The organism is Dehalobacter sp. DCM (assembly GCF_024972775.1).
Taxonomy (GTDB): domain Bacteria; phylum Bacillota; class Desulfitobacteriia; order Desulfitobacteriales; family Syntrophobotulaceae; genus Dehalobacter.
Map to the genome: position 1 here is coordinate 3,925,546 of NZ_CP092282.1, position 23,610 is coordinate 3,949,155.

The window sequence follows — 23,610 nt, forward strand, 5'->3', positions numbered from 1 at the left end:
ACTCAATAGGGTTAGGCCATCCATAGATTCACCCTATATTTACTTTTATGATAAACCTGTCCATAGTATAAGCGAATATAAATCTAGCATATATGAGGATTTGGACAAGGTAATCAATTCGTAATAGCGAACGAATTACTGCTTAATCAAAGTACGAATTAACGAATGGAGGTGTGGGCATGGCTGGGTTAATTATATTGATTATAATTGCGACTTTGTTAATGTAAAGGAAACCTGAATATTGTGGATAAGTTAGAAGGAAATTCCACGTTTGAAAAGAAATATAATATAAAATTAGTTGGAGGAATAAATTATGTACGATCCTATATATCTTCTAAAAGACATGAACGATTCCCAAAGAATGATGTTTCAATCAGAGTATAGCCGAGTGGTTAAGAACCGGAATACGGCGCTTATCTTGACCCTGTTCCTTGGCGGGCTTGGTGCTCAAAGATATTACTTAGGGCAAATTGCGCTCGGCGTTGTTTCAACTTTATTTTGCTGGACGTTTATACCTTTAATCATCTCCATAATTGATCTATTCTTAATAAGAGGACGCGTTGATCATTATAACGAGAAAAAAGCGCATGAAATTGCCGGTAAATTAAGATCATTTACCGCCGCATAAAAACGCCATAAATAAGCGAAAAAAACGCCTTCGAGAATGCCCTACAATCGCTTAAAAACTTGTCCTAGGGGTATTAGTACCCTTGGAAAATAAGAAAAACCCCCGCGTTAAGCAGGGGTAATTTTTTATTCACTTATCTCTGGTTTTACTTCTTCATCAGACAGCAGATTCTTTAATTTTTCCAAGAATGAATCAATATCAATTTGAGTAACGGCGGAAGCATCAATTTTCCCCTCTGTAAAGATATATACGATACCCGGAACAAGAATTAATAGAATACTCGACACCATCTCAATTGTATTATCAGCGACACCAAACACACCGAGGATCCCGGTTATTATCGTAATAATGGCGATCCAGAATTTCCGTGATGTTAATTTCTCTTTCATGCTATTTCATTCCTTTCAAAATTCCCTGTGCTATGGCATTGGCAAACATCGTGTCACCTTCGCCGCTCATCATTAGCCTTTCCTCTGTTGGATTTGTGACAAAGGCCATTTCAACGAGCACAGCCGGTGCATCGGTTTTCCTAAGCACAAAAAAGTTAGCGTATTTTACGCCTCTATCTGTCAGACCGGTTGCTTTAACTAATTCAGATTGGATTGACTGAGCAAGTTTTTCGCCTTTGCCACCTTTGCAGTAAGCGTATGTTTCTACACCATGAGCCGAGGGATCCGCTGCAGCGTTGCAATGAATCGATACAAAGAAATCGGCATCAAAGAAATTTGCGGCCTTGATAATGTCAACCAAATCGCCATCTTGAATCAAGAGAACGGTGTGCCCTGACTTTTCCAGAATTACCTTAACCTTATTAGCGACTTCTTTGTTCTGCCATGCTTCTTTAACCTGGACTTTCTTTCCGTCGATAGTTAACACCGGCCCGACAGCACCCGGATCATAACTGCCATCTGACTTCGCCCCATGCCCGGCATTTAATACGATTCGCATTTATTTACACCCTCTCTCGACAACTTGATTTTAGTAACATTTTCAGCTTTTGCTTTCCAAGAATAAAAACCGATAGCAACGGCTACCGGAGTACCAATATAGGCGAGATATTCAGGTAGTATGATGTGATCTTGATAGACAATGTACGCCCCAAATATCACGCCCCAATAATAAGTAGCCATGACTAATGCCATGACCACCTTAGAAAATGTCCATTTTTTATCCATACATGCCCCCTTTACTCTTTTACACCGGAACCGGCTAGAGATACGGGATCACCTCCTATCACTTATAAGCGGCAATAAGTACACCAATCACACCGGCAATAATAGTACCGGCCACTGTCCTCCATAACCATTTATTATTATCCTCGATCGAATCAATACGTTTTGTATTTGACTTTGATCTAGCCTCTGTCTCTTTTAAACACACCCCTAAATCGCTGACGTTTTCCTGCAGCGTGTTATAAGTATTAAGCTGGCCCTTTATCTCTGCTACATCAGATTTGACCTCTAAGAGTATGTCATAGACTTTATCGTTTTCCACCCTGCCGCCTCCCTTATGTAAAAATAACGCCATCGGCTGGCGTTTCATTTCCCTGTGACTAATTCTTGATATATTTCCGTTAAGCTGTAATGCTCTCCTTCCCGATAAAGTTTTAACCGCAGCCAATCGTCCAGCCAAATATTAAATGGCATCAGGCAAAACCATATTAAAGCAAATTTAGGACATATCTGGCCATAGATATTCCCCCACTGACTTGAGTAGTCCCAAATACCAAGTCCAAGCCACGCGTTAAGAACCATTCCGGAGATAAACTCTATGACCAGGACGATTCCAGTTCCGATTAAGCACTGTTGCCAGATTTTTAGGCTATAATACTTAGGATATTGGTTAAGCTGGCCGACCAACGCCGCAGCGGTACCACCAACAAAAAGCATAGAGATATTTGCCCATCCCCTGAAAAATCCCTCCAAGGTAAAATACATCATCCCCATGATAAAAAATAAAGATAACCACTTTACCATGTTATCCCTTCTAACTCTTGTATTGTTGTTGCTGTCATTACTCTGCCTGCTAGTGTTCGAATTTTTCCGATTAAGCCCCACTCAAAAGCATTTGCATCTGAACAAAGTTGTTTATACTGTGATTCGTTCAGCGATACAATTTGACTGTTCTTAGTACCCCACATAATTGGATAAAATGCTATTCCTGCGTTTACGGCATTAAGTTGCTTTGTAAAATTAAATTGGTCTGATTGGTTATATCCGTAAAGCAAAGATTCACCACTTGCATTTGATACAAAACCGCTTGTGAGTTCTGTTTGATATGCTAATTGCATTTCTTGTACTTTCATTTGTTTTAGTTCATCAAATGTCAGTGGGGGAGGTTCTGGAGTGATAAATGTACCATCAGACTGCATTACTTGACCTAGCTCTCCAATGTCTGATTGTATTTCTCCCTCGGCTATTGAAGGCCCTTCCCTCGTTGCAATTACCTTATTTGCGCTGTCCAAAATGATATATCTCATATTACCTCCTTATTTTAACTCGATAATATAATACGTTATTGTGCAGTTTGAATAATCCCTTCGTTTTAGTTTTAAGGTTGTGCTATCTGACATATAGCCATATACCCAATAATCCAAATAATAATAACCTGAATCATACGTTTTTTCAGATATAAATACTAACGTTTTATTAATATCAACAGGAGACACGGTAACTGCTTTTTCCGTAGCATATGCCGCCGTATTTGTTGTCCAGGAATAATCGCCATATTGTAGTGACTTCACGTTATTAAATTCAATTACTACCCAGTGGATTGACTGTACAACTGCCGTAGCGGCAGACGATTCTAAACGTAAATTTGTACCACTTGTCAACTTTCCCTTAATATTTCCAAATTCATCCGTAAGGGTTGAACCTGAAAATGGTTTAACAGCAAATACTACCGCTTTAGTCAAATCAACGGGAGAAATAGGTATATCTAAGGATGTTTTATTCGTGTATGTCGCTAAACCGGATTGAATGTTTTTTATTGTCTTTCCACCACTATCCGGAATAGGCCTAGGAAAACTATTAAACATATTGGGCATTAATAATCACCACCAACTACAGCCACATGCCAACCTATAGCCATTGTTGTTCCAACACACGCATATAATTTATATCCGGCTGGTAAAGTAATAGGCTTGTTATCATCCGGCTTCAATACTTGTACCGATGATTGACCAGTATTCTCGGCTATTGTAATAGCTGGTAATGCAGCGTCTGAATATAGAGCGTTATTTGCAGCCGTAGTATTTGCAGACCCATTATTAATAAAGATACGAAGGGCGCTTGCTACGTTTGTACCCAATGGAGTTGCCTTAATCTCGTTTACAATAGACCCATTAGCTCCAGCAGTAAATAATAACACTGCGCCTGCGGCTGTTCCATCATGATTTTTTGTTGCTGTCCCATCTGCTGTCAGTACTGTTCCCCATGATATTTTTGGAGTTAAAGGGAAAATTGGTGTTGTATTTGCTGGCATTATAAACTACCTCCTATATTTTTGTATAAGTAGATATCCCGGGCCGCGTTTGCTTTTACAATACCTTGCTCAATATTGTTCATTCTGGCAGCCGTTACGTTAACACCGGCGTCCGTCACTGTCCCCGGGGATGGCATGAGTGTTTTTACATTTGACAGTTCGTCTGTGTAACGGTTTGGATATTGGACGTTCCGATCAGTCCAAGTTGTTGGTGTATAACTCAAAGCTCAGTTCCCTCCCCGCATATAAAATTACCGCACTGGAGATAGGCGTCCACAATGTTTTCGGCCATCGCCTTAATCCTTGCGAGATTGTTTTCAAGCCGGTTTGCATCGATATGGTCAAACTTATCAAGGCTTTTCCATGACGTTTTCGGCGTTTCCCACCCGAGCGGATCACCAGCAAAAATGTTCCGACAGGCTTGAATATTGCCTTCGATTTTGTTCAGGTCGTTATAAAATGAAATATCAGTATTAACCCATGAAGTTTTTATCCCGGTTATTGTGGGGTTAAAACCAATGTTACCAAGGATATAACCGACGAGATAATCCGTATTATTCTCGACCCTGTTCAAGTCGCCGTAATTGTAATAATCTTGATCGTCCCAGTCTGTTTTTGGAGTAATCCAGGCCATTACGTTCCAGCCCCCCTTGCATTGGTCTTTCCCGCGAGATATCCTTCATAGGTAAATTCCTGCTTTGTCAGTCTGGCGGTCTTATCTTCCGAAAAATCATCCTCAATTGTCAGAATGTCGCCTACTTCATAGGCCGGATTCATTCGCCAGTTTATCTCATACAGGAACCGTTTTTTAAGCTCTGCCAGAACCCATATAGATACGTTCTGTGCCATTGTAGCGTCAGAGATAACCGTATTTTCTATCTCAATTGTTACAACTTGATCGTCGGAATCTTTAAGCGGATCCGTATAAGTATAGGTTGATTCTCCTGAAGTTATTTTTATCGTATTGACCAGTTTATCCAGGCTTATTTTTGGCGAACTGTACATATTGTCAAAATCTATAGTTTCAGTTAGTGACAAACTTCCAAGCTGCTTAATAATGATCTTACCCTGCCGATTGCAGTACAAAGCGGCCATTCCTGCGATAGCAATATTTTGAAGGGCTTCCCGGTAATTCATTTTTGCGAGTGAGCCAGAAGTCGTGATACTTTGAAGGGCCGTGTCAACTTCGTAATAATCCGCAGCCAAACCGGCAGCTGTTAGAATTTCGACGGCGATATTATAAAGCGTTTCAGTGACGTAAGTATCACCGGCATATTCGCTTTGCGCAAGGACATAAAGAAGGTCGTGGGCCGTGAATGTTGCCGTTAATGCCCCTTCGTCTGATTGCCATTCATCAAGGTAATACACGCCCATTTGAGCGTATTCTGAGGATGTTCCGCCAGTTATGACTCCAAGGTAAGGAAAGACTTTCTGAAGCTTCTGGAGGGCAGGATAAACGCCTGTAGGGTTGAGTAGGTTGAAACGCTTATCCGCATTCTCAATCGTGAACTTGATTTCATTTCCAGTAACTTCAGTATTTACTGGATCAAGTTCTTCAAGGATGTTAGCCTTGATCAGAGTGTCGCCATCGTACTCATAGATGACGCCAAGACCGACCTCTGCAACCCGAGCCCTTCGGTTTGCTGACTTCCATTTTGTTATTGTGATAACCACTTTGCGGAAGTTTGAAATAGTATGCTCGATTATATATTTTGCCGTCGTATTTCCGGTTATTGTTTGGGTGTCTATAACCGCATTTAGGCTGTCATAGGCTACAATCGTAAAGTCAGAGGCATATTCATCCGCTAGTACATCAAAATATATTGAAAAGCCAATAACACTGTGATCCTTGGAAAACTGCAGCGTTAGAACTTGTGGCGTTGAAAATGCCCCACCAACACCACTTAACTCTGAACTCCACCACCCAACCTCATAGCCTGTCTCCGTTGATTCCGGCGGCAATACAAAGGATCCGTCTAGGGACCAGTAATCATTCTCTAATGTTGCCAGTTTCGCGGTCATGTCTGTCAATGAATTCGTGAGCTGCTCCTTTTTACTGATGCTAGCCTCGCCAGTTACCGTGATTGTGGCATCTGGTGCAGCATCGACATCGACCAAGTGAAACAAGACTTTTGCGGTAGTCTGCCGGGAGGCGGCAGCGATTGCGGTCATAAATTGAGTTGATACGGTCTGCATTTAACCGCCTCCTAACATTCAATTAAGCTAAATTTCACATCTTTATAGCGGGGTATTCCGCCCCTGTAATCAATCATGCCAGCCGACCTGTCCCCACAGTAAAACGTTCCGGATCTATTCGCCCCCGTTTGCGCATCGGGGTAAACTACTGTAAAAGTAACCGGCGACACAGCAGTAAGCAATGCCGCCAAATCTGTTTTTGAGAGATATGACCATCCGAGTTCAAGTTTCCGTTTTGTCGTGATCCGCTCGATGATCATTGTCCCTCTGGCATTACGTTCAGCCTTGCTGATGTCCTGTATCCCGATACCGAATGATGAGGGTATAGGAATTGCGTTGCCGTTAATTGTGATCATTCCCTACACCCCCTGTATGGCCATATTGCCGCGCCGTGCATTTTCCTTATCAAGCAGCGGAGCAATTGCCCTGGCAAACTGCGATCCCTCAAGGTTAAATACGGCCTGGACTTGTTGTGGTGTATTGCTGCCCTGACTAAACTGCATAGCGTTTAATACCGCGGTGCCGATTGCGCTCGCCAAGGTATCAACAAATGATGTGTTTTCTAATGGCACGACAGCCTCTTTGCCTGATTCCCCAATCATAGCGAGTGTCGGGCTGTTTACGATACCGCCATTAGCTAACAATGGTATTTTATTTATTTGCGGGAACCCAAGCGAAGCCCCTTCAAAGAGCGTTTTTCCCGCTACCTTCAGCGGAGGAATACTTATCTTTATGCTATTTATTGTGTCGATCAGGTAATTTATTTTATCAATTACCCAATTTATGCCTCCCTTGATAGTGTTCTTAATTCCTTCCCAAACATTTGTCACGACATTCCCTGCGGCTATCATGGCGTTGGAAATACCGGCTTTGATCCCATTGAAAATCTCCGACGCTTTTGTGCTTAGCCAACCCCATACGCCGCTTGCTGTTGTTTTTACTCCGCCCCACAATGCATCCCAAGTTGTTTTAATTGCGTATGCTAATTCCAAGACTATCTGTCGCATAAAAGTAGCTATAAGTTTCATGCCGCCGTATATCGCTTCCCAAGCGCCTTTTAGGATGTCTTTTATACCATCCCATATCATTGACCAATCGCCTTTTATAATCCCGCCAAAGACTTTAATTATGCCCTGAATAATATCAATGGAACCTTTTATTACATCTTTGATAAATTCAAATACGGCAACAATAACAAATTTGATTGTTTCCCATATTGGAATAAACATTTGTTTTAGAAATGCAATGATAGGTTGAAGCGCTGGCTGAATGTTCGTCCAGAACTGTTTAAAATACCCGCCAATCTCGCGGAAATATTCGCCGACCGGGGCGAGCGCCGATTTCGCCTTATTTGCAAAATCAAGTATGCCTTGCGATATTTTTGTCTCCGATCCCTCGGCCCCTGTTGTGCTTCCGGCAGATGCTCCGCTACTCAATGCGCCCGATGCACTATCAGCGCTGTTGGCAGTAGCTTCTTGTAATTGGTTGATTTCATCAAATCCCGCGACGCCGCGCTTTGCCGCTGCACTTGCCGCCTTTGTGGCTTTTGCTAAATTATTCTGCGCTGTCGCTGCTTTAGTGGCTACCTGAACATTTTTTGCTTGTTCAGTATTCGTCCCGAACAGAGCTTGCATGAATTGAGAGAAAACACCAGTAACATATTTCAGGTTATTAGCAAATGAAACCAATATCGGTATTACCGAATTCACAATAGGCAGAAACGCTTGTCCAAGGTTCAATTGAGCGTCTTTCAGTAACGCGGTGAACTGCATCAATCCGGATGCCGTATTGTTATATACCGAAGTGCCAAATTTTGAAGATGATTGTTCAAAAATGGCGAATAACCTTATTTGCTGCTGTGTTTGAAAATCTAATTGATCCCATGATTTACCGTTTGCGAACCGTTGAAATGCTTGTGTGCTTTCCAACATGGCCACGTTGACATTGATACCAAGATCCTCGATAGCTTCTGTGTTACCTAGTAAACCTGACCGAATTCTTTCCATGACATCATCCATCGTTCTTCCAGTCGCTGAAGCTACGACAGCAGATGATTTCAAAAGGTCAGTAGTATATTGCATGGCCTGTGCTTGATCTGATGTTATACTGCTCATCAGATTGCCGTATACTGCCCCATATTGCATAGCATCTGCCCGAGACATATTGAAGGATGCTGCTTGCGTATTAGCCCAATTCTCGAAAGCCTGTGCGCTATTGCCCATAATCCGATTAACTTGCTGCAGGGAAGATTCATATGTCATGGCCATCTTTACGCCGCCGACAGATACTGCGGCAAATGCCGCTGTCGCTGCAGCGCCTAAAGCAACAAATCCAACAGCGCCCATTGATAAAGCGCCGGCTACACCAGCCATACTCATAGTAGTTGAACGGCTTGCCAATTGCATTGTTTTTTGAAACCCATTCATGGAGGTGTTAGCTTTATTGGAGAATCGGCCAATTGTACTCTGAGCACTTGACATTTTCTTTTGTAACGGGTTGATGTCAGCCCCGACACGAACAAGGATATTTTTTACTATCGCCAAATCTAATCACCTCCACCGAAGTTAGCCGCAAACCTTTTGGCAGCGTTAAACATCTCTTCATCTGTCATTTCATCTTTTGGCGGATTGTCTATTGCGTCATATATCTTTTGCAAATCAGAACCAGACAGCTTTTTAAGTCCTGAAAAATAGGCAGAATAAAAAGCGGCCATTATATCCGCTTTGCGTTCTTCTTTTGCTTTTTCGTTGTATCCATTGATCATTAGATTTAATTCATGAATGGTCAATAGATCCACTTCATACGGTTTTATTCCGATACGGATAGCGGTCTTTAAAGACTCTTCCCAGTCATACTCAAAGTCGCTATCCGTTTCTAGTTTTTTGTTTCTTCACCGGAAATCCTGGGGCCGCCCATTGAAATACTGAACGCATCCATGACGGCTTTGGTTAATTCGCCGAATGACATATCGGATGAATCAATAAGTTCCTCGGCTTTTTCAAGAGTTAGACTCTCATCTTCATGCAATAATCCAGCGTGAATCATCTTTGTAATTCCATCAATATCAATGTCCTCAAAGTTAATTTGAGATATCTTTTTACCGAAAATATTTTCAAGACGCTTTAGTTCTTTACGGCGGAATTTGAGCGTTCTTTCTTTGTCTAATTTGATTGCGACTATATCGTTATTCATAAAAATCCCCATTCTGTTTTAAAAATTAAGGGCCACCGCTAGGCAGCCCTATTCATTAAGAGGCTTTGTTCACAATGATGTCGTAGACAATGGGTGTCTTTGCGGCTTCGTAACAAATGAGAGTAAGTTTCTTTGGTGCGTTCAGCGTCAAAGAGATTGCCGTTGATGCCTGTCCGGATGTGATATCCTGAGAATATACACCATCCACAAACAGTTTGATCGTATGGCTTGCCGCTGTCGGTGTGACTGTGACGCTGGTCGCAGAAACCCCACCGAAATAGTAGGAACGAAGCGCCGCGCCAAATGTCGGGGTCAATGTGCCGCCGGTGCCTGTTAGCACCAATGCTGTTAATCCGCCGGATGCTGTTGTTCCGAGAACTGGTTTACCAAGCACCTTGATTGTTGCGTTGAATCCTAGCGGATCGTTAATATTTGCTTCCCCGGGGCCCGCTAATTTAGTGACAATACCCGAAAAAGTAAACGTCCCCATGCTGTTCGGGAACGTGATGATGTAAGTGTCCGTCGTGCCGCTTTCATAGGCTGTATCAATATTACTTTGACCGGTATAGGTTGTGTCATAATATCCGGTCAGTTCCACCTCTCCGCCATCCTTAAACCCCTGTATAAAGTCCCTGTAACCGGAAGATGAATCCAGGGTTGTGCATTCGATTGTGTCAGCGGATTTTTCTGGCGGCTTGATGTTTGTGAGCCCGCCAATCATTACCGAGTTTATACTAATTGTTGTCCCGAGTCCTCTTTTTGCCAAGACTATCCCTCCTTATTCTTCGTAATCTGCGCTTAGACTGATTGTTCCTTTATAGAAATTAACTTGATCTTCAAAGACTTTGCCATCGTCGGTTATTTCCGACTGCTGAATGTATGGGCCAGAACCGCCGATCTGTCTAAAATCCAAAGTTTCCAGCTTGTCTGTAACGGCCTTTTTTAAGGTTCTAAGGCTTGATACCTCGGTGTGAAATACGTCAACTTGATACTGCGCGTGCACTAGCCCGGCATAGCCGTCTAGGGTCTTAACTCGTTCTATGGCTCCGAGTGTGTAAATTAAATAAGGAACCGAAGTCCCTTTAGGTGCTGCTATTTCAAAGACTTTGTTATCAAGCCCAGTGATTGATGATAATTCAGTTTTTAATCCCTGTTCAAAGTCCATAGCATCACCTCAGTTTCTCTAATTCTTCGGCCATGACACGAATCATTAAACCTTTTGCTCTTTCGCTGTTACTGTCTGCAGCTTTTTTCATGTATCTGTATCCAGGATGGTAATGTCCGTATTGGTCTGTCCATCCGTATTCCTGGGATGCTGGATAAAAAGCTCTCTTTCCTGTTTTGCTTATTTTTACAAACCGAGGATCGCTTTTCATAAATATCTGATAAACTTTTTTGCCCTTGCGGTATTTCTCAGCCTTTATGGTTATGCCTGATTTTAAGGCTCCTGTTTCGCCAACCGGCGCATTATTCTTCGCTGTGGTTTTAATAAGGTTTGCTCCTGCTTTTGTAGCTTTTGTCATAACCTTTGCTGGAGCTTTCCCAACCCGTTCAAACAGCACCCGGACTTCTTTTACGCCTATCACATTGTTCATAGCAGTTCCTTACACATCAGGTTTAGTTCGATATGGCGCTCCCCTGGATCAATCAGATACAAAATTTCATAAGCGCGTTCTCCGTAAAGAATCCGCATATTCGCTTTAATTGAACCGTTATACCTGATATTTACCTTGTGAGATACTTCGGAATTGGCTTGCTGTGCAGCAAAATATTCTCTACCGGATAATGGGTTGATTGAAGCCCATAATTCAGATACCGTCGGCCATGTGTTGATTGGTTTATCTGAATCATCTTGGCTTACCGGCTGTTGTTTTATGATGATTTTTTTATTTAATGTTCCAGGGTTCATAGCATCACCTACAATAAATTAACAGAGTGCATTCCGAGAATCGAATCAACAACTCTGTTAATATTGTTTTTATCCACATAGAAAGATCGGTTATCGTACATGTCCTGACACAGAACGTACACAGCAATAACAAAATCCTCATAGGCATCAAGCCCAGTAGTATAATCTCCCGTGAGTTCTGCGCTATCCGCAAGCACTTCAACAAGGTTTATTCTTCCGGTTGCATCATCAAGCAAGTAGTCGGTTGTTTCTGTTATTTCAACACCATCGATATATACTGACTCTGTGCCTGGAATTACCGGATAATCCGTGTAGTACTCCTTAGTTTCGCCATCACCTATGGCTATTTCTTCGCCGGTTATCGTTCTTTCTGATATGCCGGTATAACCTCTGATAAAAGACTTTGCAACTCCGGTTAAGGTTGTTAATTCCGTCTTTTCGGCGGTTGTCATGCTTGCAAAGTCAAGCCGTAGGTAACTGGCAAGTAATTCGTTTGTTATTTCACTGACTTTCAAGGGTTATCCCCTCCTTATGATGCGGCAAGCACAACCCCACCAATGTTCAAGGCTACTTCCCAAGTGTTAGTTGCTTTGTAAACAAGCACTAGGGCCTCTCCTACTGCATCGAATGTTGCCTTGATATTTAGTCCTGATAGCTTTACGTTAGTGCCACCGGTCACAACGACACTGCCGCTTGTGAGCGTATCAATGCGTATGATAGCAACCTCTCCAGGAGAAGGAGCCGCCAAAGACATATCTGCAATGCCTGTGCCTCCAGTGATGACGCTTAACCCATTTGTGAGGCATGCTTTTTTCCCGGTTGTTCCATCGAGCGCGGCAACTGTAAGGCCAGTTAGCTTTGCCAGAATTGCCGCTTTATCCACGCCTGCAAGTGAAAATTTGCCACCGGACGCAATATCAATTTCACCGCCGATGACGGTTTTTGCACCGCCTTGCTCGGTGTAGTTTGGTACATTACTCATGATCTTCCCTCACTTTCATAAAATAAGGGCGGCTTTTACACCGCCCTATCGTTTATTTATACGGACATTACTAAAGTGGCTAGTTTTTGATTGTCGATTACATCGGAATCAAATTCAAACCAGGAAACAATACCTACCGCGTGCATCGTAGCATACTTTTCATTCAGTATCTGCATTTCGATGTTTTGACGCATGTTCACAGCAAGGCCTGAATAATCACCGTAAAGAACTGCTTTTGCCGCGCTTCCAATCGCCGGCATATTGTCGGAAAGATAAACAGGTTTTCCCAACAAAGTAAAAGGAGTTTGCCCAGTAAAGCTGTCCTGGATAAGATATTTTCCATCTCCATATTTTAGCTTACGGATTGCGGTAAATGTAGCCGGAGCCATTGTCCAACACGCGTTAGCCTGATGAACCGTGGGAATTTTTGCCTGTAAATCAATGAGGTTATCGGCGGTAATTGCTGAAATAGAACCAGCGTTCATAGTATTTGTGGTCGATAAAGCACCTTCTGCTTTGTCTGTAGTTCCATTGAGCAATTCATCTTCAAGGAATAAGGCAATTTTGGTTCCCATTTCCTTGATAATGAAGCTTACAACATCAATATCAGAGTTGTTGATAACAGATTTTCCGATAAGTGTCAGCGCCCCGGCAAGGAATCCAGAAAGATCAACCGACGTGAACGCACCGGCATCGGCTGTAATATCCGTGAATTCATCCTGATAGCCTACTGTAATGTCATGCGTGGTGTTTGCAAGTCCGTAAACAGGGACTTTCAGTGTTCCTTTCACGCTGAACATAGTAGCCCTGGCAAATATCGGGGACATTTCTTTTACAGTAGAAATGACGCGGTTTACAATGCTTGTCGGGATTACCGCTCCGTTGTTTGCAATCGTGAAATTCTGCTCACCAGAACGAACTTCAACCGGCATTCCGCATTCTTTACGGATGAAATTAGCAAAAGCTCTTTCTTCCAGAACTTCTGCCCTTTCTTCGGTTTTTTCTTCTTTGAATTCTTTCTTTTCTGTTGCACGCGCTCTTTCTTCCCTGGCGATAGTCGCGTCAATGTCCTTGATGGCCTGTTCTGCGGCATCAAATTTGGTGATTTCTTCCGCTGTCATTGCTCTTTGTTCGGTGTCGGCTTTGGTTACATAGCTGTCCATTTCAGTCTGCAGCTCTGCTCTTTTCTCGATAAGTGCTTTAAGATTTTTCATATCTTTTTGATCCTCCTATTTTTTAATTTCATTGATTCTGGCTTTATAAGCCGAATTATCAAAAAGTGGAGTTGCGCTTTTTGTTTCGCACTCCACAATTTTCACGGGATCTTCAAATGCCCGGCTCTCTATTTCATCTGTTTGATCATCAGCTCGCATCTCAATCGATGTGGCTGCATAGAACGGCGTTTTGTTTACGACCAGAGTTATATGATCTAGGTCTAAGCCGCTTATTCGTCTTAACGGAATAGAATCAGCTCGTTCTTCGATGTTGTCAACGATGTTTTTCATACCGAAAGACCAGCCTTTTAATTTACCCGCTCTGGCTTCTTCAATTGTTTGCTCATCCGTTACCATTGCATCAGCATGTAAGCCAATTGCGTCCTCATATAGCGTTAGACTTCCTGATCTCGTTTCTGCCAAGATAAAACTCTCATGATCCTTTGTCATCGTCACGTTATCAACGCGCTCTAAAGCTTTTTCAAATGCTCTAGGCTCAATGACTTCGATAACTTTTTTGCCCTTGCCGGTGATTACCGGTCTGCTCATTTTTTCGGTAACGTTGACGTACCCGGAAATATGAAGCCCATCAGCTCTGATTTCAACTTTCATCCTTATTCACCACCTCCCCTCCGCCTGATGTATCAGTTATTTGCTTAGTATTTGGCGTAAAATATGTCTTTGCCTTAATGTCATAGATTACATCAGCTAGATTCATTGAGATGACATCCATGCCCTCAATCTTTTCGTCATCCTCCTGGAATCTGATCTCATTACGGGTTTTCCAGCCGTTTTTTACGGCAATTTCATAGGCCTGATAACGCTCTAGTAGGCCGCCTTTAAGCAATTCTTTAGTATCAAACGCCCAATAAAAAACGCCCTTCTCTTTTTCGAGCAGGAAGTCTTTATTTAATGCGCATTGGATTGTGATCATCAAAGGTATCGCGGCCAACTTAGCAAGACTTGACATGTCTAATTCTGTTGCTGTGCCGCTTATTAGCGCGGGCGAAACATGGAATATTTTGCTCAATTCGCTTGAATTTGTCGTTTTGTTCTCGTTAAGCTGCATCTCTACCGATGTATTAGATGATTCCTGAAAGTCAATGCCGTCATTGAGAACCACGACATTTTCTTCATTGTTGCCATAAAGTTTCTTATATGCTGCTTTTAAAGCGTCCATTGCCGGATCGGTTAATTTCTTAGCAGACTTCAAGAACCCCTTTTTATTGCCGCCTTTTTTGACTAAGTTGCTTTCAAAAACCAATGATTCATAAGCAACCTCAATAATTTTACTGTGATCTGCGGTTATTGGTGTGCCACTTGCTCCATCCTTTGTATTGCGGAGTATCTTGATAAAATCAAATGGCTTGTACGACTTACCATTAACCATAATGTCATAGTCTTTGAATATTGGATCTGTGTTTTTCTGGATTGTCACATATGTTTCATCAACATAATGCAGGCTTTTATATTTGCCTTTCGCTTTGTTAATATAGGCATATCCGCCTTTACCAAGAAAATAATCTCTGACTATGGCTTTCCAGAACTCGTTTGCATTGAGCGTATCGCCGGTATCGTCATTAAGCAGTACGGTTCTGACATCGCCTTTTACTTCTTCCGCTTGTCCATCGCCCTCTTTATAGAGTTTTAATGGCGTACTAGCGATTGTTTCGGCTATTAAGCTAATGGCCCCGGCCACTGTAGGTATCTGCATCGCAGTCGATTTTGTCACGCTTGTTGTGCCTAACAATGCTTGCAATAATGGATCTTCAAATGATACTTCCTCGGCTCGTTCCTCTTTCTTTTTTCTGCTGAATAACCCCACGTTTTCACCTCCTTTACGTTTGCGCCACAAATACATCTGAACCAAACAGCATATCTTGTTGCAATAAATAAGTCGCGTTAATTAACGCGACCACCATATCAACCTTACCGGCTGATTTTTTCTTATTTACGTATTTGTTCAGGTTCGTGTCCTCGGTACATCGTGCATTTTGAAAGTTTATTTCAAGCATTAGGTTTTCGTCATACCTAAACATTTTTTTAAGAATATATTCTTTCAAAAGCTTTGTCGGCATGTGTAAAACACTTGAATGTTGCTTAATTTCAACGCACTCTAATGTCTGTTCTTCGAGTTTTTGAACGGTGCTTATAGCGTTGTACCGGTCATATCCAACCTGAATAATTTCCACACCGTAAACAGCTTCTAACGATAAAATAAAGTTCTCTACAAAGCTATAATCAATAACCTCATCCCCGCATTCAAAGCACGCGCCCTGCCTAATTAACCGGTTATAATCGACATTTTCTTTTTTGCTTTTGAGATCCTTTTTGTCTTTTGGGATGAATCCCCATACTTTACCAAAGATTTTCCCTTTATGCTCTGTTACCATAGCTACAGAGGTATTATCATCCGTCTGTGATAAATCAAGGCCAAGATAAACGCGTTTCCCTTTCCAAAACGCCAAATCTTCTTTAATTTTGCACTCTCTTACTTTTGTTATTTCAATGTATCCCTCAACACCAAGCCCTTTATACTTGATGTTGTTGTGCTTACAAAGGTAATTCTCGCGCTTATTTTCATACAAAATAGCCATAGTTCGCATGTCTTTGATGGCATCAAAAATGTAGTCATGCGCCGCGGCTACTGGGTTTGACTGATAAATAACCAGGTCATCAGTCTGCCATTTGTCATCTTTTAAAAACTCATCGTCCGGTTCATACAAAAGGGAGAATCGGCGCTTGTTGTCTGCAAGTCCATCAAGAATTTTTTTAGATATATCAATCTCATCAATCATCCCGTTATCGTCGTTAGGGTATTGGGTGCTGATGATGATACCAAGTTTATTAAATAGGGTGATCTGAGATGACCTCATGGCTTCTATGGGGTAACTGTCCATCGCCCCGGCTTCATCAGCTAAGAAAGCATTGGCTAACTTACCGTCCATCTTATCCTCAGAGTAAGCAAGTGGCGTGTACTCACTGTCTGTAAGCAAGCACCGGATTTCACTTCTTAACAGCTTGAATACTCCGTCATCAGCCAGCGCAGGGCTTACTTTGATGATCTTTTTAATGGCGATTTGTAATTCCTTTGATAACTTTAAGTCTGGAGCTACAGAAAAGAACCGCGAGAACTGCGGATCGGTCAGCATGAGCAATATGAAAATAACCGCTGCATTGAAGGTCTTGAAGTTCTTTCGGCTGATCTCCAACAAAGCAGTTATATAATACCGGATATCTATGTTCTTATCGTTGCGTAGCTTTGTGCAAAGTGTTGCGGTAATCAATAGCCATGCATAATCTTCTAGCCCGTCATACATCGAGCATTTTAAGTCCGGGTGAACCATTAGCTTGAGTATCTTACAGATACGTTTGAATGTATTTTCATCAACGTATGCTTCTTGATCGTTACCGTCAACTATATCGAGCCATGATTGCGCCTGCAGTTTAACATATCTGCCGACCTTGCGATTATCCGTTGGTAAGCACCATTGAGCATAAGTATAAGCACGGGATTCTCTTATGGAATCAACCATCTTTTAACGCTTCCAGTAAGGCGTTTGATGACTTTTCTTCTTTCTTTGGTATGCTCCGGAGTGCTGCAGCGATTGTCATCACGTTTTCTTTTTCGATATCTAATAGCATTTTGCGCTTGGCCTGGACTTGCCTATCCAAGTTGATGATAGTTGTCTGCATATTGTGTTTCATTTTATAGTAAGCACTCAGCGACATCTCTTCGTTTTCAATTAGCCGCTCTTTATCTCTGGTCAATTCTTCGATGTCTCTATAAAACGATTCCCTCTTTTCCTCAAAGTCAACGCATTCAGCACACATCAGGCAATATCTATTTATGACGTTTTCGTGAATCGCATCGTTCTTACCAATAGTGGCAAGCAATTCATTCAGCCGCTTAAATTCTTTATAGGCTACCGGATTATTTTTTATTTCAGGGCGGGCCTTTATTGTTGTGCCGGTTGAGAGTGCCTCTTCGCCTTTTTTGCGCTGCTTCAGTTCCTTTTTTGTGCGGTGCGACTTTTTCTCTGATGTCAAAACCGTAAAAGGCTTTGGCGGTGTTGGCATTATTCTCAACTCCTTTCAAAATCTGATGTGGGAACATTTTATCTTCAAGCCTGCACAGTCGGTGTACAGCGTTTCAAATTATTCAATTCATAGGGTAGGGGGGTATATTATTCTTTCTTGTTCAGCAATAATTTTCAATATCTCATCCTTTGGTATCTCTCCGCGCTCTGCCATCTCATGATGTCTTTCGCATATCGTTATTAGATTGTCGTTGTCTAAACGCTTATCAAAGTCCTGCTCTAATGGTATAGCATGATGTACTTCGAGATCGTCATATGTGTATTGTGTATGAGTGTCATATAACTTACGGATGCATACCTGACATAAATACTTATCCCTTTGTCTTATCTCTTCTCTTTTGTTCTGCCATACTTTTGTTGATCTGAATTTATCTTTGTCGTTCCCTTGTTTCTTACGTTGTGGTTTCTTACCGCAATCATGTTTGGTATCATGGATACGGTTACAATATTTGCAGGATTTCAGCATTACCTCACCTGCCTCCACCGTCTCCCTACGCGCCTGTATGCTGAGTGCGTCATCATCTTAGCTATCTCTCTTGTACTTATCTTTTCACCGCACATCGCCATTAACTTAGCGTATACGATTGGTTGATGCTCTTTTATATATTGGCCTATTGTCATATGGCAATGTACTCCTTTGCAAATTTATTTTAAAATTATCTATTTACCCTATTGACATGTACTGTATATTGCAGTACAATATAATCAAGAATTAAAACATTGGAGGTATAATTCAATGACTAAAAAAGAAGCTGTTCAAATCGCTGCACAACATCTTTTTAACTTCGTAGATTCTGCCGATGTATGGGAAGATGACGTTTACCAAGATTATGTTGAGGCATTAAATAAACTTGGATATACAAAGGATGGTGATTAAATGCCATCATCTAAGCCCGGTAAAGCCTCTATAACTGTCCGCTGCTCCCAATCCGAATATCTAGCCATCAAACATAAAGCTCAATCCCTCGGTATGGAACTATCCGAATACGTCCGCTTTGTCTGTCTTAATGCTCAAATAGAAGTTAAAGTTAAGGAGGAAAAATAGAATGTTGGTTGTATGCGAAAATAAGGATTGCGAGTATAATAATTTAGGCTATTGCAACACAGATAAAATAAAGATTGATAAAAACGGTAATTGCCGCACTGCCGAAGATGGAAAAATCATACGATAAATCATTCCAACCGCCTAGCGCGGTTTTTCTTTTGCAAAAGATAAAGCCGATAGATTAACTACCGGCTTTTATGGAGAGGAGAATGTCAAACCTTCACACCTAAACTATATCACAGGTCAAGTATGACATAATATGACCTATTTGCTTAACATAACCAATGCTTTACTATGGATTCTGTTTGTGTGCCGCCAAGTATAGTTCATTTCAACACATATTTGCTCTATTGTTTTACCTTCGATATATCGGGCTCTTATTAAATATTTCTCACGCTCGGGCAATGTCTTAATTGCTTTTTCAATGGCTGCCTGCAACCGATATGCTTCTTCTAGTTGTTCTTGTAGTTCCGTCTTTAAATCAGCAATTGCCGCTAATATATCCCCAGTTCTATCCTGATAGCCTGTACCATGAATCGAGTCGGCATCGTTCTTGAGTATAGATGTCTGTTTCGTTGCTACTGCATATAATTCCGTTATTCTGTTTTCGAGTTTTTCTATATTTTTGTGCGCCCAGAAATATTTCCAAAGCTCATCTTTTGTCATCTTAACCCTCCCCTATTCTTTAGGCTGCCAGTAAGGTTTATCTTTTAACGAGTAACATTCACTTGAATTAGGGCAATCCATTGTATGCTGTTTTTTACAAGTTTCACAATCTTCCCCTCCAATCCCCTCAAGTACTGCTTCTGCTTCCGGATCGTAACAATCAATCAATCCCATCCAACTATTTCTAACACAACATATCGCATCACAGGGTTTTCCGTCTTTGGAGTATTTGCACCCTTCGCATGTCAACCGTTTATACTCACTCATCCCCTGCATCCCCCTCTCTTGATAACTTCTTCTCTTAATTTCAATAATTCATCCATTGTCATTTTTTGCAACTGGGAATTTGTTGGAGCGTAACCGAGATAATCTTTGATATAAGAGAATTTATGACCTTGGATAGACTTAATTATCGATATTTTTGATTCACTCATCCCCTGCACCATCCTCTTGATCTTCTAATCCAACCTGCCCAGATTCTTCAAGCCACGCCTCGATGCACGGTAGACATGTGTAACAACTTACAGGCTTCCCATCCGAAAAACCAGTTTCTAAAAGAGCATAATCCCCGGTTTTTATCTCGTTTCCACATCCACCCATGCATTCATGCGGTTTGCGGCATTTTACGATCTTTTCCTTGTGATTTTCAATTTCTTCGTCACCGCTATAAAATCCGCTGTCGATATAATCTTCCGGCTTATATTTCATCCCCATTACCCCCTATTCCTCGCCATTGCCAACAATCAAGATGTCCTTCGCATTTCGGATAACCTTCGACGCATACATCCTCGCCGTAATATCTGTTTCAAAGTTAACACATCCTAGACAACTGCCGTTTTCTTTCGCAAGTTCTTTCATGGCTTTAAGTGCCGCATCCCTTTCGGCTGTCAGACGGTCTATTTCGCCTTTCATAGTCGAAACCCGTTTAGATAATCCTTCGTTTCTTAAAATCTGCTTATCAAGTAGTTCTTTAGCATAATCATTTCCTTGTTGCAATTTGTCTATTCCGGCAAGGAGTAAAGGTATATCGGTTCGGGCATGGGCGATAAATTCGGCATTTCTCGTTTTTGGACTTATTGAAGCACATATTTTCTCCTGTATGCCACATTCTCCCGTATCTGTAGTTATCGCATGAGATTGTACAGTATTACCGTTAATTATCCATTTCCACGGCCCAGGAGTTGCCTTCTCGCATCTATCCCGTATCGCATCCAGTTCTTCTTTATTCATGGTTGTTACCTCCCAACGCTTCTATAGCGGTTAAGGCTTCTAATAACCCAGAATACGGGCCGTAAACCTTAATATGCTTTAATATCGCTTCTCTCGCCTGTTTCAACACCTTTTTGAGTTCGGCGATTTCGGATTGTTGAGATTCGACAACCTCAAATATTTCTTTAATTGCATCCATTATGTCACCAAGAAATTCCTCTTCAAAACCTTCCAAAAGATCTTGTTTCATTTTGCCTGACTCAAGTCTTTCTTTTGCCTTTTGAATATCTTCATTTGTAATCACAATCTATCCCTCCATTCTTGCCAGTAATTGTCCAATCTGCTCTGACATTCCTCTTGCGAGTGTCATTACCCCTTTTGCTGTTGTCCTTGTCTGTTGACGGTCAAACACTATCTTGGCATCTTGTAGCATCTCATACAGGGTTAGGGCGGTTTTGGCTGCTTGTTGTCGCTCTCCGCACGTGTCAGTATCATAAACCATTGCCATTCCTTTCAACTGCCGTATCGTTAATACCTCACGCATCTATATCACCTTCCCAATTCCACAATCTTTGACCACCTTTTGCCGGTATTGGTTCAAGCAACACTTGCATGTTTGTAAATTCCCAGGCATAGCGCCCAGGCGTCCAGTTACCGAACATTATTTCCTGTTCAGTCGGTACAATGTATTTATCAAAATCCGGATGATGTTTCGGGACATCGAGTTCTGCACCTATTGGAATATGCCTTGCCACATCTATGTTTGTTCCTGGATGGGAAACGATGTGCCAACAGTTTACAAGTTCTGCTGTGGCAATAATGGCCCCCCGTGGAAACTCATATAGTGGTTCAAGTGTCGCAAATCCGCAAGCATTTAAAAATTTTGCTCTTGCCGCATGGCTTGGATGATACTCATAGTCTGCGCACGGAAAACACTCTTTCAAAATACTTTGTATACTTCTCGCTGCCGCATGGATCGCTATCGGCCCACGGTATGACGTATCCCATGACCTGGTTTCGTATTTTTTTGCACCGCAAGCCAGCAATGAGGCCCACGGTTGCCATAATGTGATTGCCTTCATACTAAAAATCCCCCTTCAATCCCCAAACATACTCATTTCCCCTTACATTCCGGGCAGAAGTGCTGCCACTCGTCGTTATCCTCGTCCAGTTCGGATTGCCAGCCGTTGTTCCTCATGTACTGAGTCACTTCATCAAATTTGGAAAACTTATCTTCTGCTTGTTCTCCGCAGCAACTGCAGGATAAAACGAACTTCCCGTAAAATCTTTCAAGCATTGGTGCTCACCCCTTCACTCAATAAAAGGCTTCCGTTCTCGCAAAATACCTCATATAATCGTCTGCCCTTATCATCTAATAAATAAGGCATGAACATTTCAGGAACCTCGGCTTGATCCGTTTCTAACATTGCCATTTGAGCAATGATCAAGCTTCTTATATTCCGCCAAGCAACACGACAAGCTTGTTGAAAATCATCATTGATGCCTTTCTTGACTCTATTCTGTTTGGCTTTCTGAAGAATTCTCTGCACGTTTTTAGGCTTAGCAGGAATATCAAGATTCAAGACATTTCCTTTCATATTTAGGCTGAACTTTAAGGAAACAGGGCACTTATTTTCGTATTCGATCATTATTCTCTCTGCCCCATTTTTAACAAGAACCTCTTGAATCTCTCCAATGGATTTAAAATAGTCAATCTCAGTTGTATAGTTGACAATAACTTCGCTGGCTGCACTCAAAATTTCTCCTCCTTCATCAGCTTAAAATAGGCTTCAACAATCTTTTTCTCAGCTTTCTTTGATAGAAAGGATTCCGGTTGGCACCCATATGGGCATTTCATCTTTCTGACCGCTCCGTATAATCTGCATATCAGCGGCCGCTTTTCGTATATATTGCAACGTCCCTTTATTGCATACGGGCAATTCAACTCTGTGGCCTTGCGTTTATCCTCAATTCGTTCCCATTCCCACTTGGTAAAAGGGATCGGTCCGCAGCAACCAACACATCCTTCTTTGCATTCAAACTTAGGAATCTTTTCATAAAGTTCAAGATGCCTTTGTTCAATAGTTTTCATCGTGCAAACTCCCATCTGCAAACGCCGGATTAAAGTTAGTCCTCGGTTCGCTGGCATAATGCATTTCTTCACCCACATACTTAAGCCCGGCATCCGTCGGGATTGCTCCAAGCTTATGTGCCTCAATGTCTGCATTTACCGCATCTATATCGGTTATTTTGTAGTTCTTCACGATTGACGGCTGCCGCTCAAAGAGTTTCTTCTCCGGTTTATTGGTCTGCTCTGGCTCTGGTTTTATCTTTGGTTTCGACACTGGAGTCTTTGTGGGTGTTTTATGCATGTGAAATATTTGTGCTTTTTCTTTTTTGCTCAATCCAGCGACTAATTCATCATTGAGCTTTTTTACATCGACAAGCTGAACGTTATATTTGTCTGCAATGAGCCTCATTCTTTCTGCAAATACCCCGTATTCTGCCAATTTTTCCGGAGTATCGATTTCTTTCTTCATCTGATCGATTCGGGCTTGTCTGGCTTCGGAGATTTCAAGATTGGTCTGCCCTTTGCGATATTCATTTTGGTATAACTGTTTTGCCTTCTTCCGGCAGTCCTTTGCCCAACATGTCGGGTATTTTGCATTTTCTGTTCTTTTTGTGACTTTCGTGATCGGCTTATTACATATACAGCAGCGCATTATCTCTTCTGCCTCCTGTCCGTGAGGTTCTTCGTCAGGGTCCGAATCGTCTGATTCTTCGGATTCTCCTGACTGCTTGTCCTCGATTTCCTCAATGAGGTTTACGTTATCGAAATTAAGGATTACTGCACTTCCATTCCCCTTTTGAACGCTCATCATATTTCCTTTGGATTCGATACTTACAACATCATTTATGTTTCGCGATGTCATGCTCTGGCTGAACCAGATTTTCAGGTTGGCGTGATCGAGTTTTGTTTTCATAT

At 41.8% G+C, this 23,610-nt stretch carries 44 protein-coding genes; 5 read left to right on the forward strand and 39 right to left on the reverse strand.

Features of this window, described 5'->3' with window-relative positions; all coding sequences use genetic code 11:
* Positions 1-313 precede the first annotated feature (313 nt).
* Positions 314-628, forward strand: a complete 315-nt coding sequence (locus tag LPY66_RS18195) for a TM2 domain-containing protein (RefSeq protein WP_337985659.1) — start codon at positions 314-316, stop codon at positions 626-628.
* Between the two features lie 125 nt (positions 629-753).
* Here LPY66_RS18195 and LPY66_RS18200 read toward each other — a convergent pair whose 3' ends face one another.
* From LPY66_RS18200 to LPY66_RS18260, 13 genes are read right to left on the reverse strand one after another with little or no spacing between them, the layout of a single operon-like run.
* Positions 754-1,017 (reverse strand): hypothetical protein, encoded by a 264-nt coding sequence (locus LPY66_RS18200; protein ID WP_337985660.1) that lies wholly within the window; start codon positions 1,015-1,017, stop codon positions 754-756.
* Between the two features lies 1 nt (position 1,018).
* Positions 1,019-1,576, reverse strand: a complete 558-nt coding sequence (locus tag LPY66_RS18205) for an N-acetylmuramoyl-L-alanine amidase family protein (RefSeq protein WP_337985661.1) — start codon at positions 1,574-1,576, stop codon at positions 1,019-1,021.
* Complete coding sequence (locus LPY66_RS18210) at positions 1,561-1,803, reverse strand: hypothetical protein (protein WP_337985662.1); 243 nt, start codon at positions 1,801-1,803, stop codon at positions 1,561-1,563. Before LPY66_RS18210 ends, LPY66_RS18205 begins: the two co-directional genes overlap by 16 nt.
* A 58-nt stretch (positions 1,804-1,861) precedes the next feature.
* Positions 1,862-2,122, reverse strand: coding sequence for a hemolysin XhlA family protein (locus LPY66_RS18215; protein ID WP_337985663.1), 261 nt, complete (start codon positions 2,120-2,122; stop codon positions 1,862-1,864).
* Between the two features lie 44 nt (positions 2,123-2,166).
* Positions 2,167-2,604, reverse strand: a complete 438-nt coding sequence (locus tag LPY66_RS18220) for a putative ABC transporter permease (RefSeq protein ID WP_337985664.1) — start codon at positions 2,602-2,604, stop codon at positions 2,167-2,169.
* Entirely contained in the window at positions 2,598-3,107 is a 510-nt protein-coding gene (locus tag LPY66_RS18225; protein ID WP_337985665.1) for a hypothetical protein, read from the reverse strand. The genes LPY66_RS18220 and LPY66_RS18225 overlap by 7 nt, the downstream gene beginning before the upstream one ends.
* A 9-nt stretch (positions 3,108-3,116) precedes the next feature.
* The gene (locus LPY66_RS18230; RefSeq protein ID WP_337985666.1) at positions 3,117-3,674 is read right to left on the reverse strand and encodes a hypothetical protein; all 558 of its coding nucleotides are present in this window, start codon (positions 3,672-3,674) and stop codon (positions 3,117-3,119) included.
* Positions 3,674-4,111 (reverse strand): hypothetical protein, encoded by a 438-nt coding sequence (locus LPY66_RS18235; RefSeq protein WP_337985667.1) that lies wholly within the window; start codon positions 4,109-4,111, stop codon positions 3,674-3,676. Before LPY66_RS18235 ends, LPY66_RS18230 begins: the two co-directional genes overlap by 1 nt.
* Positions 4,111-4,335 (reverse strand): hypothetical protein, encoded by a 225-nt coding sequence (locus LPY66_RS18240; protein WP_337985668.1) that lies wholly within the window; start codon positions 4,333-4,335, stop codon positions 4,111-4,113. The genes LPY66_RS18235 and LPY66_RS18240 overlap by 1 nt, the downstream gene beginning before the upstream one ends.
* On the reverse strand, positions 4,332-4,745 hold the full coding sequence (locus LPY66_RS18245) for a hypothetical protein (protein ID WP_337985669.1): 414 nt from the start codon (positions 4,743-4,745) through the stop codon (positions 4,332-4,334). The genes LPY66_RS18240 and LPY66_RS18245 overlap by 4 nt, the downstream gene beginning before the upstream one ends.
* Complete coding sequence (locus LPY66_RS18250; RefSeq protein WP_337985670.1) at positions 4,745-6,307, reverse strand: hypothetical protein; 1,563 nt, start codon at positions 6,305-6,307, stop codon at positions 4,745-4,747. Before LPY66_RS18250 ends, LPY66_RS18245 begins: the two co-directional genes overlap by 1 nt.
* An 11-nt stretch (positions 6,308-6,318) precedes the next feature.
* Positions 6,319-6,663, reverse strand: a complete 345-nt coding sequence (locus LPY66_RS18255; protein WP_337985671.1) for a DUF6711 family protein — start codon at positions 6,661-6,663, stop codon at positions 6,319-6,321.
* Between the two features lie 3 nt (positions 6,664-6,666).
* Positions 6,667-8,574, reverse strand: coding sequence for a phage tail protein (locus tag LPY66_RS18260; protein WP_337985672.1), 1,908 nt, complete (start codon positions 8,572-8,574; stop codon positions 6,667-6,669).
* Here LPY66_RS18260 and LPY66_RS18265 point away from each other — a divergent pair.
* On the forward strand, positions 8,567-8,722 hold the full coding sequence (locus LPY66_RS18265; RefSeq protein WP_337985673.1) for a hypothetical protein: 156 nt from the start codon (positions 8,567-8,569) through the stop codon (positions 8,720-8,722). The genes LPY66_RS18260 and LPY66_RS18265 overlap by 8 nt on opposite strands.
* Positions 8,723-8,852: 130 nt before the next feature.
* Here LPY66_RS18265 and LPY66_RS18270 read toward each other — a convergent pair whose 3' ends face one another.
* From LPY66_RS18270 to LPY66_RS18335, 14 genes are all read right to left on the reverse strand, one after another.
* Entirely contained in the window at positions 8,853-9,095 is a 243-nt protein-coding gene (locus LPY66_RS18270; RefSeq protein ID WP_337985674.1) for a hypothetical protein, read from the reverse strand.
* 86 nt (positions 9,096-9,181) lie between these two features.
* Complete coding sequence (locus tag LPY66_RS18275; RefSeq protein ID WP_337985675.1) at positions 9,182-9,499, reverse strand: hypothetical protein; 318 nt, start codon at positions 9,497-9,499, stop codon at positions 9,182-9,184.
* A 55-nt stretch (positions 9,500-9,554) separates the two neighbouring features.
* Complete coding sequence (locus LPY66_RS18280) at positions 9,555-10,265, reverse strand: phage tail tube protein (protein ID WP_337985676.1); 711 nt, start codon at positions 10,263-10,265, stop codon at positions 9,555-9,557.
* A 12-nt stretch (positions 10,266-10,277) separates the two neighbouring features.
* Positions 10,278-10,664 (reverse strand): hypothetical protein, encoded by a 387-nt coding sequence (locus tag LPY66_RS18285; protein WP_337985677.1) that lies wholly within the window; start codon positions 10,662-10,664, stop codon positions 10,278-10,280.
* Between the two features lie 4 nt (positions 10,665-10,668).
* A complete protein-coding gene (locus LPY66_RS18290; protein WP_337985678.1) occupies positions 10,669-11,094 on the reverse strand; it encodes an HK97-gp10 family putative phage morphogenesis protein in 426 nt (141 codons plus the stop codon).
* On the reverse strand, positions 11,091-11,408 hold the full coding sequence (locus LPY66_RS18295; RefSeq protein WP_337985679.1) for a phage head closure protein: 318 nt from the start codon (positions 11,406-11,408) through the stop codon (positions 11,091-11,093). The genes LPY66_RS18290 and LPY66_RS18295 overlap by 4 nt, the downstream gene beginning before the upstream one ends.
* A gap of 8 nt (positions 11,409-11,416) precedes the next feature.
* On the reverse strand, positions 11,417-11,923 hold the full coding sequence (locus tag LPY66_RS18300) for a hypothetical protein (RefSeq protein ID WP_337985680.1): 507 nt from the start codon (positions 11,921-11,923) through the stop codon (positions 11,417-11,419).
* 14 nt (positions 11,924-11,937) lie between these two features.
* A complete protein-coding gene (locus LPY66_RS18305; RefSeq protein WP_337985681.1) occupies positions 11,938-12,390 on the reverse strand; it encodes a hypothetical protein in 453 nt (150 codons plus the stop codon).
* 56 nt (positions 12,391-12,446) lie between these two features.
* Positions 12,447-13,604 (reverse strand): phage major capsid protein, encoded by a 1,158-nt coding sequence (locus tag LPY66_RS18310; RefSeq protein WP_337985682.1) that lies wholly within the window; start codon positions 13,602-13,604, stop codon positions 12,447-12,449.
* A gap of 15 nt (positions 13,605-13,619) precedes the next feature.
* Positions 13,620-14,216, reverse strand: coding sequence for an HK97 family phage prohead protease (locus LPY66_RS18315; protein WP_337985683.1), 597 nt, complete (start codon positions 14,214-14,216; stop codon positions 13,620-13,622).
* Positions 14,206-15,429, reverse strand: coding sequence for a phage portal protein (locus LPY66_RS18320; protein ID WP_337985684.1), 1,224 nt, complete (start codon positions 15,427-15,429; stop codon positions 14,206-14,208). Before LPY66_RS18320 ends, LPY66_RS18315 begins: the two co-directional genes overlap by 11 nt.
* Before the next feature lie 13 nt (positions 15,430-15,442).
* Entirely contained in the window at positions 15,443-17,140 is a 1,698-nt protein-coding gene (locus LPY66_RS18325; RefSeq protein ID WP_337985685.1) for a terminase TerL endonuclease subunit, read from the reverse strand.
* Complete coding sequence (locus LPY66_RS18330; RefSeq protein ID WP_337985686.1) at positions 17,133-17,684, reverse strand: hypothetical protein; 552 nt, start codon at positions 17,682-17,684, stop codon at positions 17,133-17,135. Before LPY66_RS18330 ends, LPY66_RS18325 begins: the two co-directional genes overlap by 8 nt.
* 87 nt (positions 17,685-17,771) lie before the next feature.
* The gene (locus LPY66_RS18335; RefSeq protein WP_337985687.1) at positions 17,772-18,170 is read right to left on the reverse strand and encodes an HNH endonuclease; all 399 of its coding nucleotides are present in this window, start codon (positions 18,168-18,170) and stop codon (positions 17,772-17,774) included.
* 270 nt (positions 18,171-18,440) lie between these two features.
* Here LPY66_RS18335 and LPY66_RS18340 point away from each other — a divergent pair, with 270 nt between their 5' ends.
* From LPY66_RS18340 to LPY66_RS18350, 3 genes are read left to right on the forward strand one after another with little or no spacing between them, the layout of a single operon-like run.
* The gene (locus tag LPY66_RS18340) at positions 18,441-18,581 is read left to right on the forward strand and encodes a hypothetical protein (RefSeq protein ID WP_337985688.1); all 141 of its coding nucleotides are present in this window, start codon (positions 18,441-18,443) and stop codon (positions 18,579-18,581) included.
* The gene (locus LPY66_RS18345) at positions 18,582-18,749 is read left to right on the forward strand and encodes a plasmid mobilization protein (protein ID WP_337985689.1); all 168 of its coding nucleotides are present in this window, start codon (positions 18,582-18,584) and stop codon (positions 18,747-18,749) included.
* A gap of 1 nt (position 18,750) precedes the next feature.
* A complete protein-coding gene (locus LPY66_RS18350; protein WP_337985690.1) occupies positions 18,751-18,876 on the forward strand; it encodes a hypothetical protein in 126 nt (41 codons plus the stop codon).
* 137 nt (positions 18,877-19,013) lie between these two features.
* Here the strand turns inward: LPY66_RS18350 and LPY66_RS18355 are convergent, their stop codons facing one another.
* Genes LPY66_RS18355 through LPY66_RS18410 form a run of 12 tightly spaced genes read right to left on the reverse strand, consistent with a single transcriptional unit; the run spans position 19,014 to position 23,608 of the window.
* Positions 19,014-19,415, reverse strand: a complete 402-nt coding sequence (locus tag LPY66_RS18355; RefSeq protein WP_337985691.1) for a sigma factor-like helix-turn-helix DNA-binding protein — start codon at positions 19,413-19,415, stop codon at positions 19,014-19,016.
* 12 nt (positions 19,416-19,427) lie between these two features.
* Positions 19,428-19,682, reverse strand: coding sequence for a hypothetical protein (locus LPY66_RS18360; protein ID WP_337985692.1), 255 nt, complete (start codon positions 19,680-19,682; stop codon positions 19,428-19,430).
* Complete coding sequence (locus LPY66_RS18365) at positions 19,679-19,849, reverse strand: hypothetical protein (RefSeq protein ID WP_337985693.1); 171 nt, start codon at positions 19,847-19,849, stop codon at positions 19,679-19,681. The genes LPY66_RS18360 and LPY66_RS18365 overlap by 4 nt, the downstream gene beginning before the upstream one ends.
* Positions 19,842-20,123, reverse strand: a complete 282-nt coding sequence (locus tag LPY66_RS18370; RefSeq protein WP_337985694.1) for a hypothetical protein — start codon at positions 20,121-20,123, stop codon at positions 19,842-19,844. The genes LPY66_RS18365 and LPY66_RS18370 overlap by 8 nt, the downstream gene beginning before the upstream one ends.
* Positions 20,124-20,135: 12 nt before the next feature.
* Complete coding sequence (locus LPY66_RS18375; protein WP_337985695.1) at positions 20,136-20,645, reverse strand: hypothetical protein; 510 nt, start codon at positions 20,643-20,645, stop codon at positions 20,136-20,138.
* Positions 20,638-20,928: a hypothetical protein gene (locus LPY66_RS18380; RefSeq protein WP_337985696.1), complete on the reverse strand. Its 291-nt coding sequence runs from the start codon at positions 20,926-20,928 to the stop codon at positions 20,638-20,640. Before LPY66_RS18380 ends, LPY66_RS18375 begins: the two co-directional genes overlap by 8 nt.
* Before the next feature lie 3 nt (positions 20,929-20,931).
* Complete coding sequence (locus tag LPY66_RS18385; RefSeq protein WP_337985697.1) at positions 20,932-21,168, reverse strand: hypothetical protein; 237 nt, start codon at positions 21,166-21,168, stop codon at positions 20,932-20,934.
* Positions 21,161-21,706 carry an ASCH domain-containing protein gene (locus LPY66_RS18390; protein ID WP_337985698.1) on the reverse strand — a complete coding sequence of 182 codons (546 nt, stop codon included), beginning with the start codon at positions 21,704-21,706 and terminating at the stop codon, positions 21,161-21,163. The genes LPY66_RS18385 and LPY66_RS18390 overlap by 8 nt, the downstream gene beginning before the upstream one ends.
* Positions 21,707-21,738: 32 nt before the next feature.
* Positions 21,739-21,921 (reverse strand): hypothetical protein, encoded by a 183-nt coding sequence (locus LPY66_RS18395; RefSeq protein WP_337985699.1) that lies wholly within the window; start codon positions 21,919-21,921, stop codon positions 21,739-21,741.
* Positions 21,914-22,381, reverse strand: a complete 468-nt coding sequence (locus LPY66_RS18400) for a hypothetical protein (protein ID WP_337985700.1) — start codon at positions 22,379-22,381, stop codon at positions 21,914-21,916. Before LPY66_RS18400 ends, LPY66_RS18395 begins: the two co-directional genes overlap by 8 nt.
* A complete protein-coding gene (locus LPY66_RS18405; RefSeq protein WP_337985701.1) occupies positions 22,378-22,716 on the reverse strand; it encodes a YkgJ family cysteine cluster protein in 339 nt (112 codons plus the stop codon). The genes LPY66_RS18400 and LPY66_RS18405 overlap by 4 nt, the downstream gene beginning before the upstream one ends.
* Complete coding sequence (locus LPY66_RS18410; RefSeq protein ID WP_337985702.1) at positions 22,703-23,608, reverse strand: hypothetical protein; 906 nt, start codon at positions 23,606-23,608, stop codon at positions 22,703-22,705. Before LPY66_RS18410 ends, LPY66_RS18405 begins: the two co-directional genes overlap by 14 nt.
* Positions 23,609-23,610 lie beyond the last annotated feature (2 nt).

What these genes read in the sequence shown, in the direction of transcription:
- LPY66_RS18325 (WP_337985685.1), bottom strand. Translation starts at nt 17,140, where the DNA reads ATGGTTGATTCCATAAGAGAATCCCGTGCTTATACTTATGCTCAATGG.
- LPY66_RS18410 (WP_337985702.1), bottom strand. Translation starts at nt 23,608, where the DNA reads ATGAAAACAAAACTCGATCACGCCAACCTGAAAATCTGGTTCAGCCAG.
- LPY66_RS18315 (WP_337985683.1), bottom strand. Translation starts at nt 14,216, where the DNA reads ATGAAAGTTGAAATCAGAGCTGATGGGCTTCATATTTCCGGGTACGTC.
- LPY66_RS18355 (WP_337985691.1), bottom strand. Translation starts at nt 19,415, where the DNA reads ATGACAAAAGATGAGCTTTGGAAATATTTCTGGGCGCACAAAAATATA.
- LPY66_RS18205 (WP_337985661.1), bottom strand. Translation starts at nt 1,576, where the DNA reads ATGCGAATCGTATTAAATGCCGGGCATGGGGCGAAGTCAGATGGCAGT.
- LPY66_RS18275 (WP_337985675.1), bottom strand. Translation starts at nt 9,499, where the DNA reads ATGAATAACGATATAGTCGCAATCAAATTAGACAAAGAAAGAACGCTC.
- LPY66_RS18360 (WP_337985692.1), bottom strand. Translation starts at nt 19,682, where the DNA reads ATGAGTGAGTATAAACGGTTGACATGCGAAGGGTGCAAATACTCCAAA.
- LPY66_RS18365 (WP_337985693.1), bottom strand. Translation starts at nt 19,849, where the DNA reads ATGAGTGAATCAAAAATATCGATAATTAAGTCTATCCAAGGTCATAAA.
- LPY66_RS18395 (WP_337985699.1), bottom strand. Translation starts at nt 21,921, where the DNA reads ATGCTTGAAAGATTTTACGGGAAGTTCGTTTTATCCTGCAGTTGCTGC.
- LPY66_RS18370 (WP_337985694.1), bottom strand. Translation starts at nt 20,123, where the DNA reads ATGAAATATAAGCCGGAAGATTATATCGACAGCGGATTTTATAGCGGT.
- LPY66_RS18220 (WP_337985664.1), bottom strand. Translation starts at nt 2,604, where the DNA reads ATGGTAAAGTGGTTATCTTTATTTTTTATCATGGGGATGATGTATTTT.
- LPY66_RS18265 (WP_337985673.1), top strand. Translation starts at nt 8,567, where the DNA reads ATGGCCATCTTTACGCCGCCGACAGATACTGCGGCAAATGCCGCTGTC.
- LPY66_RS18340 (WP_337985688.1), top strand. Translation starts at nt 18,441, where the DNA reads ATGACTAAAAAAGAAGCTGTTCAAATCGCTGCACAACATCTTTTTAAC.
- LPY66_RS18225 (WP_337985665.1), bottom strand. Translation starts at nt 3,107, where the DNA reads ATGAGATATATCATTTTGGACAGCGCAAATAAGGTAATTGCAACGAGG.
- LPY66_RS18345 (WP_337985689.1), top strand. Translation starts at nt 18,582, where the DNA reads ATGCCATCATCTAAGCCCGGTAAAGCCTCTATAACTGTCCGCTGCTCC.
- LPY66_RS18200 (WP_337985660.1), bottom strand. Translation starts at nt 1,017, where the DNA reads ATGAAAGAGAAATTAACATCACGGAAATTCTGGATCGCCATTATTACG.
- LPY66_RS18260 (WP_337985672.1), bottom strand. Translation starts at nt 8,574, where the DNA reads ATGGCCATGACATATGAATCTTCCCTGCAGCAAGTTAATCGGATTATG.
- LPY66_RS18405 (WP_337985701.1), bottom strand. Translation starts at nt 22,716, where the DNA reads ATGAAAACTATTGAACAAAGGCATCTTGAACTTTATGAAAAGATTCCT.
- LPY66_RS18310 (WP_337985682.1), bottom strand. Translation starts at nt 13,604, where the DNA reads ATGAAAAATCTTAAAGCACTTATCGAGAAAAGAGCAGAGCTGCAGACT.
- LPY66_RS18375 (WP_337985695.1), bottom strand. Translation starts at nt 20,645, where the DNA reads ATGAATAAAGAAGAACTGGATGCGATACGGGATAGATGCGAGAAGGCA.
- LPY66_RS18245 (WP_337985669.1), bottom strand. Translation starts at nt 4,745, where the DNA reads ATGGCCTGGATTACTCCAAAAACAGACTGGGACGATCAAGATTATTAC.
- LPY66_RS18285 (WP_337985677.1), bottom strand. Translation starts at nt 10,664, where the DNA reads ATGGACTTTGAACAGGGATTAAAAACTGAATTATCATCAATCACTGGG.
- LPY66_RS18250 (WP_337985670.1), bottom strand. Translation starts at nt 6,307, where the DNA reads ATGCAGACCGTATCAACTCAATTTATGACCGCAATCGCTGCCGCCTCC.
- LPY66_RS18230 (WP_337985666.1), bottom strand. Translation starts at nt 3,674, where the DNA reads ATGCCCAATATGTTTAATAGTTTTCCTAGGCCTATTCCGGATAGTGGT.
- LPY66_RS18235 (WP_337985667.1), bottom strand. Translation starts at nt 4,111, where the DNA reads ATGCCAGCAAATACAACACCAATTTTCCCTTTAACTCCAAAAATATCA.
- LPY66_RS18350 (WP_337985690.1), top strand. Translation starts at nt 18,751, where the DNA reads ATGTTGGTTGTATGCGAAAATAAGGATTGCGAGTATAATAATTTAGGC.
- LPY66_RS18390 (WP_337985698.1), bottom strand. Translation starts at nt 21,706, where the DNA reads ATGAAGGCAATCACATTATGGCAACCGTGGGCCTCATTGCTGGCTTGC.
- LPY66_RS18330 (WP_337985686.1), bottom strand. Translation starts at nt 17,684, where the DNA reads ATGCCAACACCGCCAAAGCCTTTTACGGTTTTGACATCAGAGAAAAAG.
- LPY66_RS18290 (WP_337985678.1), bottom strand. Translation starts at nt 11,094, where the DNA reads ATGAACAATGTGATAGGCGTAAAAGAAGTCCGGGTGCTGTTTGAACGG.
- LPY66_RS18385 (WP_337985697.1), bottom strand. Translation starts at nt 21,168, where the DNA reads ATGCGTGAGGTATTAACGATACGGCAGTTGAAAGGAATGGCAATGGTT.
- LPY66_RS18195 (WP_337985659.1), top strand. Translation starts at nt 314, where the DNA reads ATGTACGATCCTATATATCTTCTAAAAGACATGAACGATTCCCAAAGA.
- LPY66_RS18255 (WP_337985671.1), bottom strand. Translation starts at nt 6,663, where the DNA reads ATGATCACAATTAACGGCAACGCAATTCCTATACCCTCATCATTCGGT.
- LPY66_RS18295 (WP_337985679.1), bottom strand. Translation starts at nt 11,408, where the DNA reads ATGAACCCTGGAACATTAAATAAAAAAATCATCATAAAACAACAGCCG.
- LPY66_RS18335 (WP_337985687.1), bottom strand. Translation starts at nt 18,170, where the DNA reads ATGCTGAAATCCTGCAAATATTGTAACCGTATCCATGATACCAAACAT.
- LPY66_RS18210 (WP_337985662.1), bottom strand. Translation starts at nt 1,803, where the DNA reads ATGGATAAAAAATGGACATTTTCTAAGGTGGTCATGGCATTAGTCATG.
- LPY66_RS18305 (WP_337985681.1), bottom strand. Translation starts at nt 12,390, where the DNA reads ATGAGTAATGTACCAAACTACACCGAGCAAGGCGGTGCAAAAACCGTC.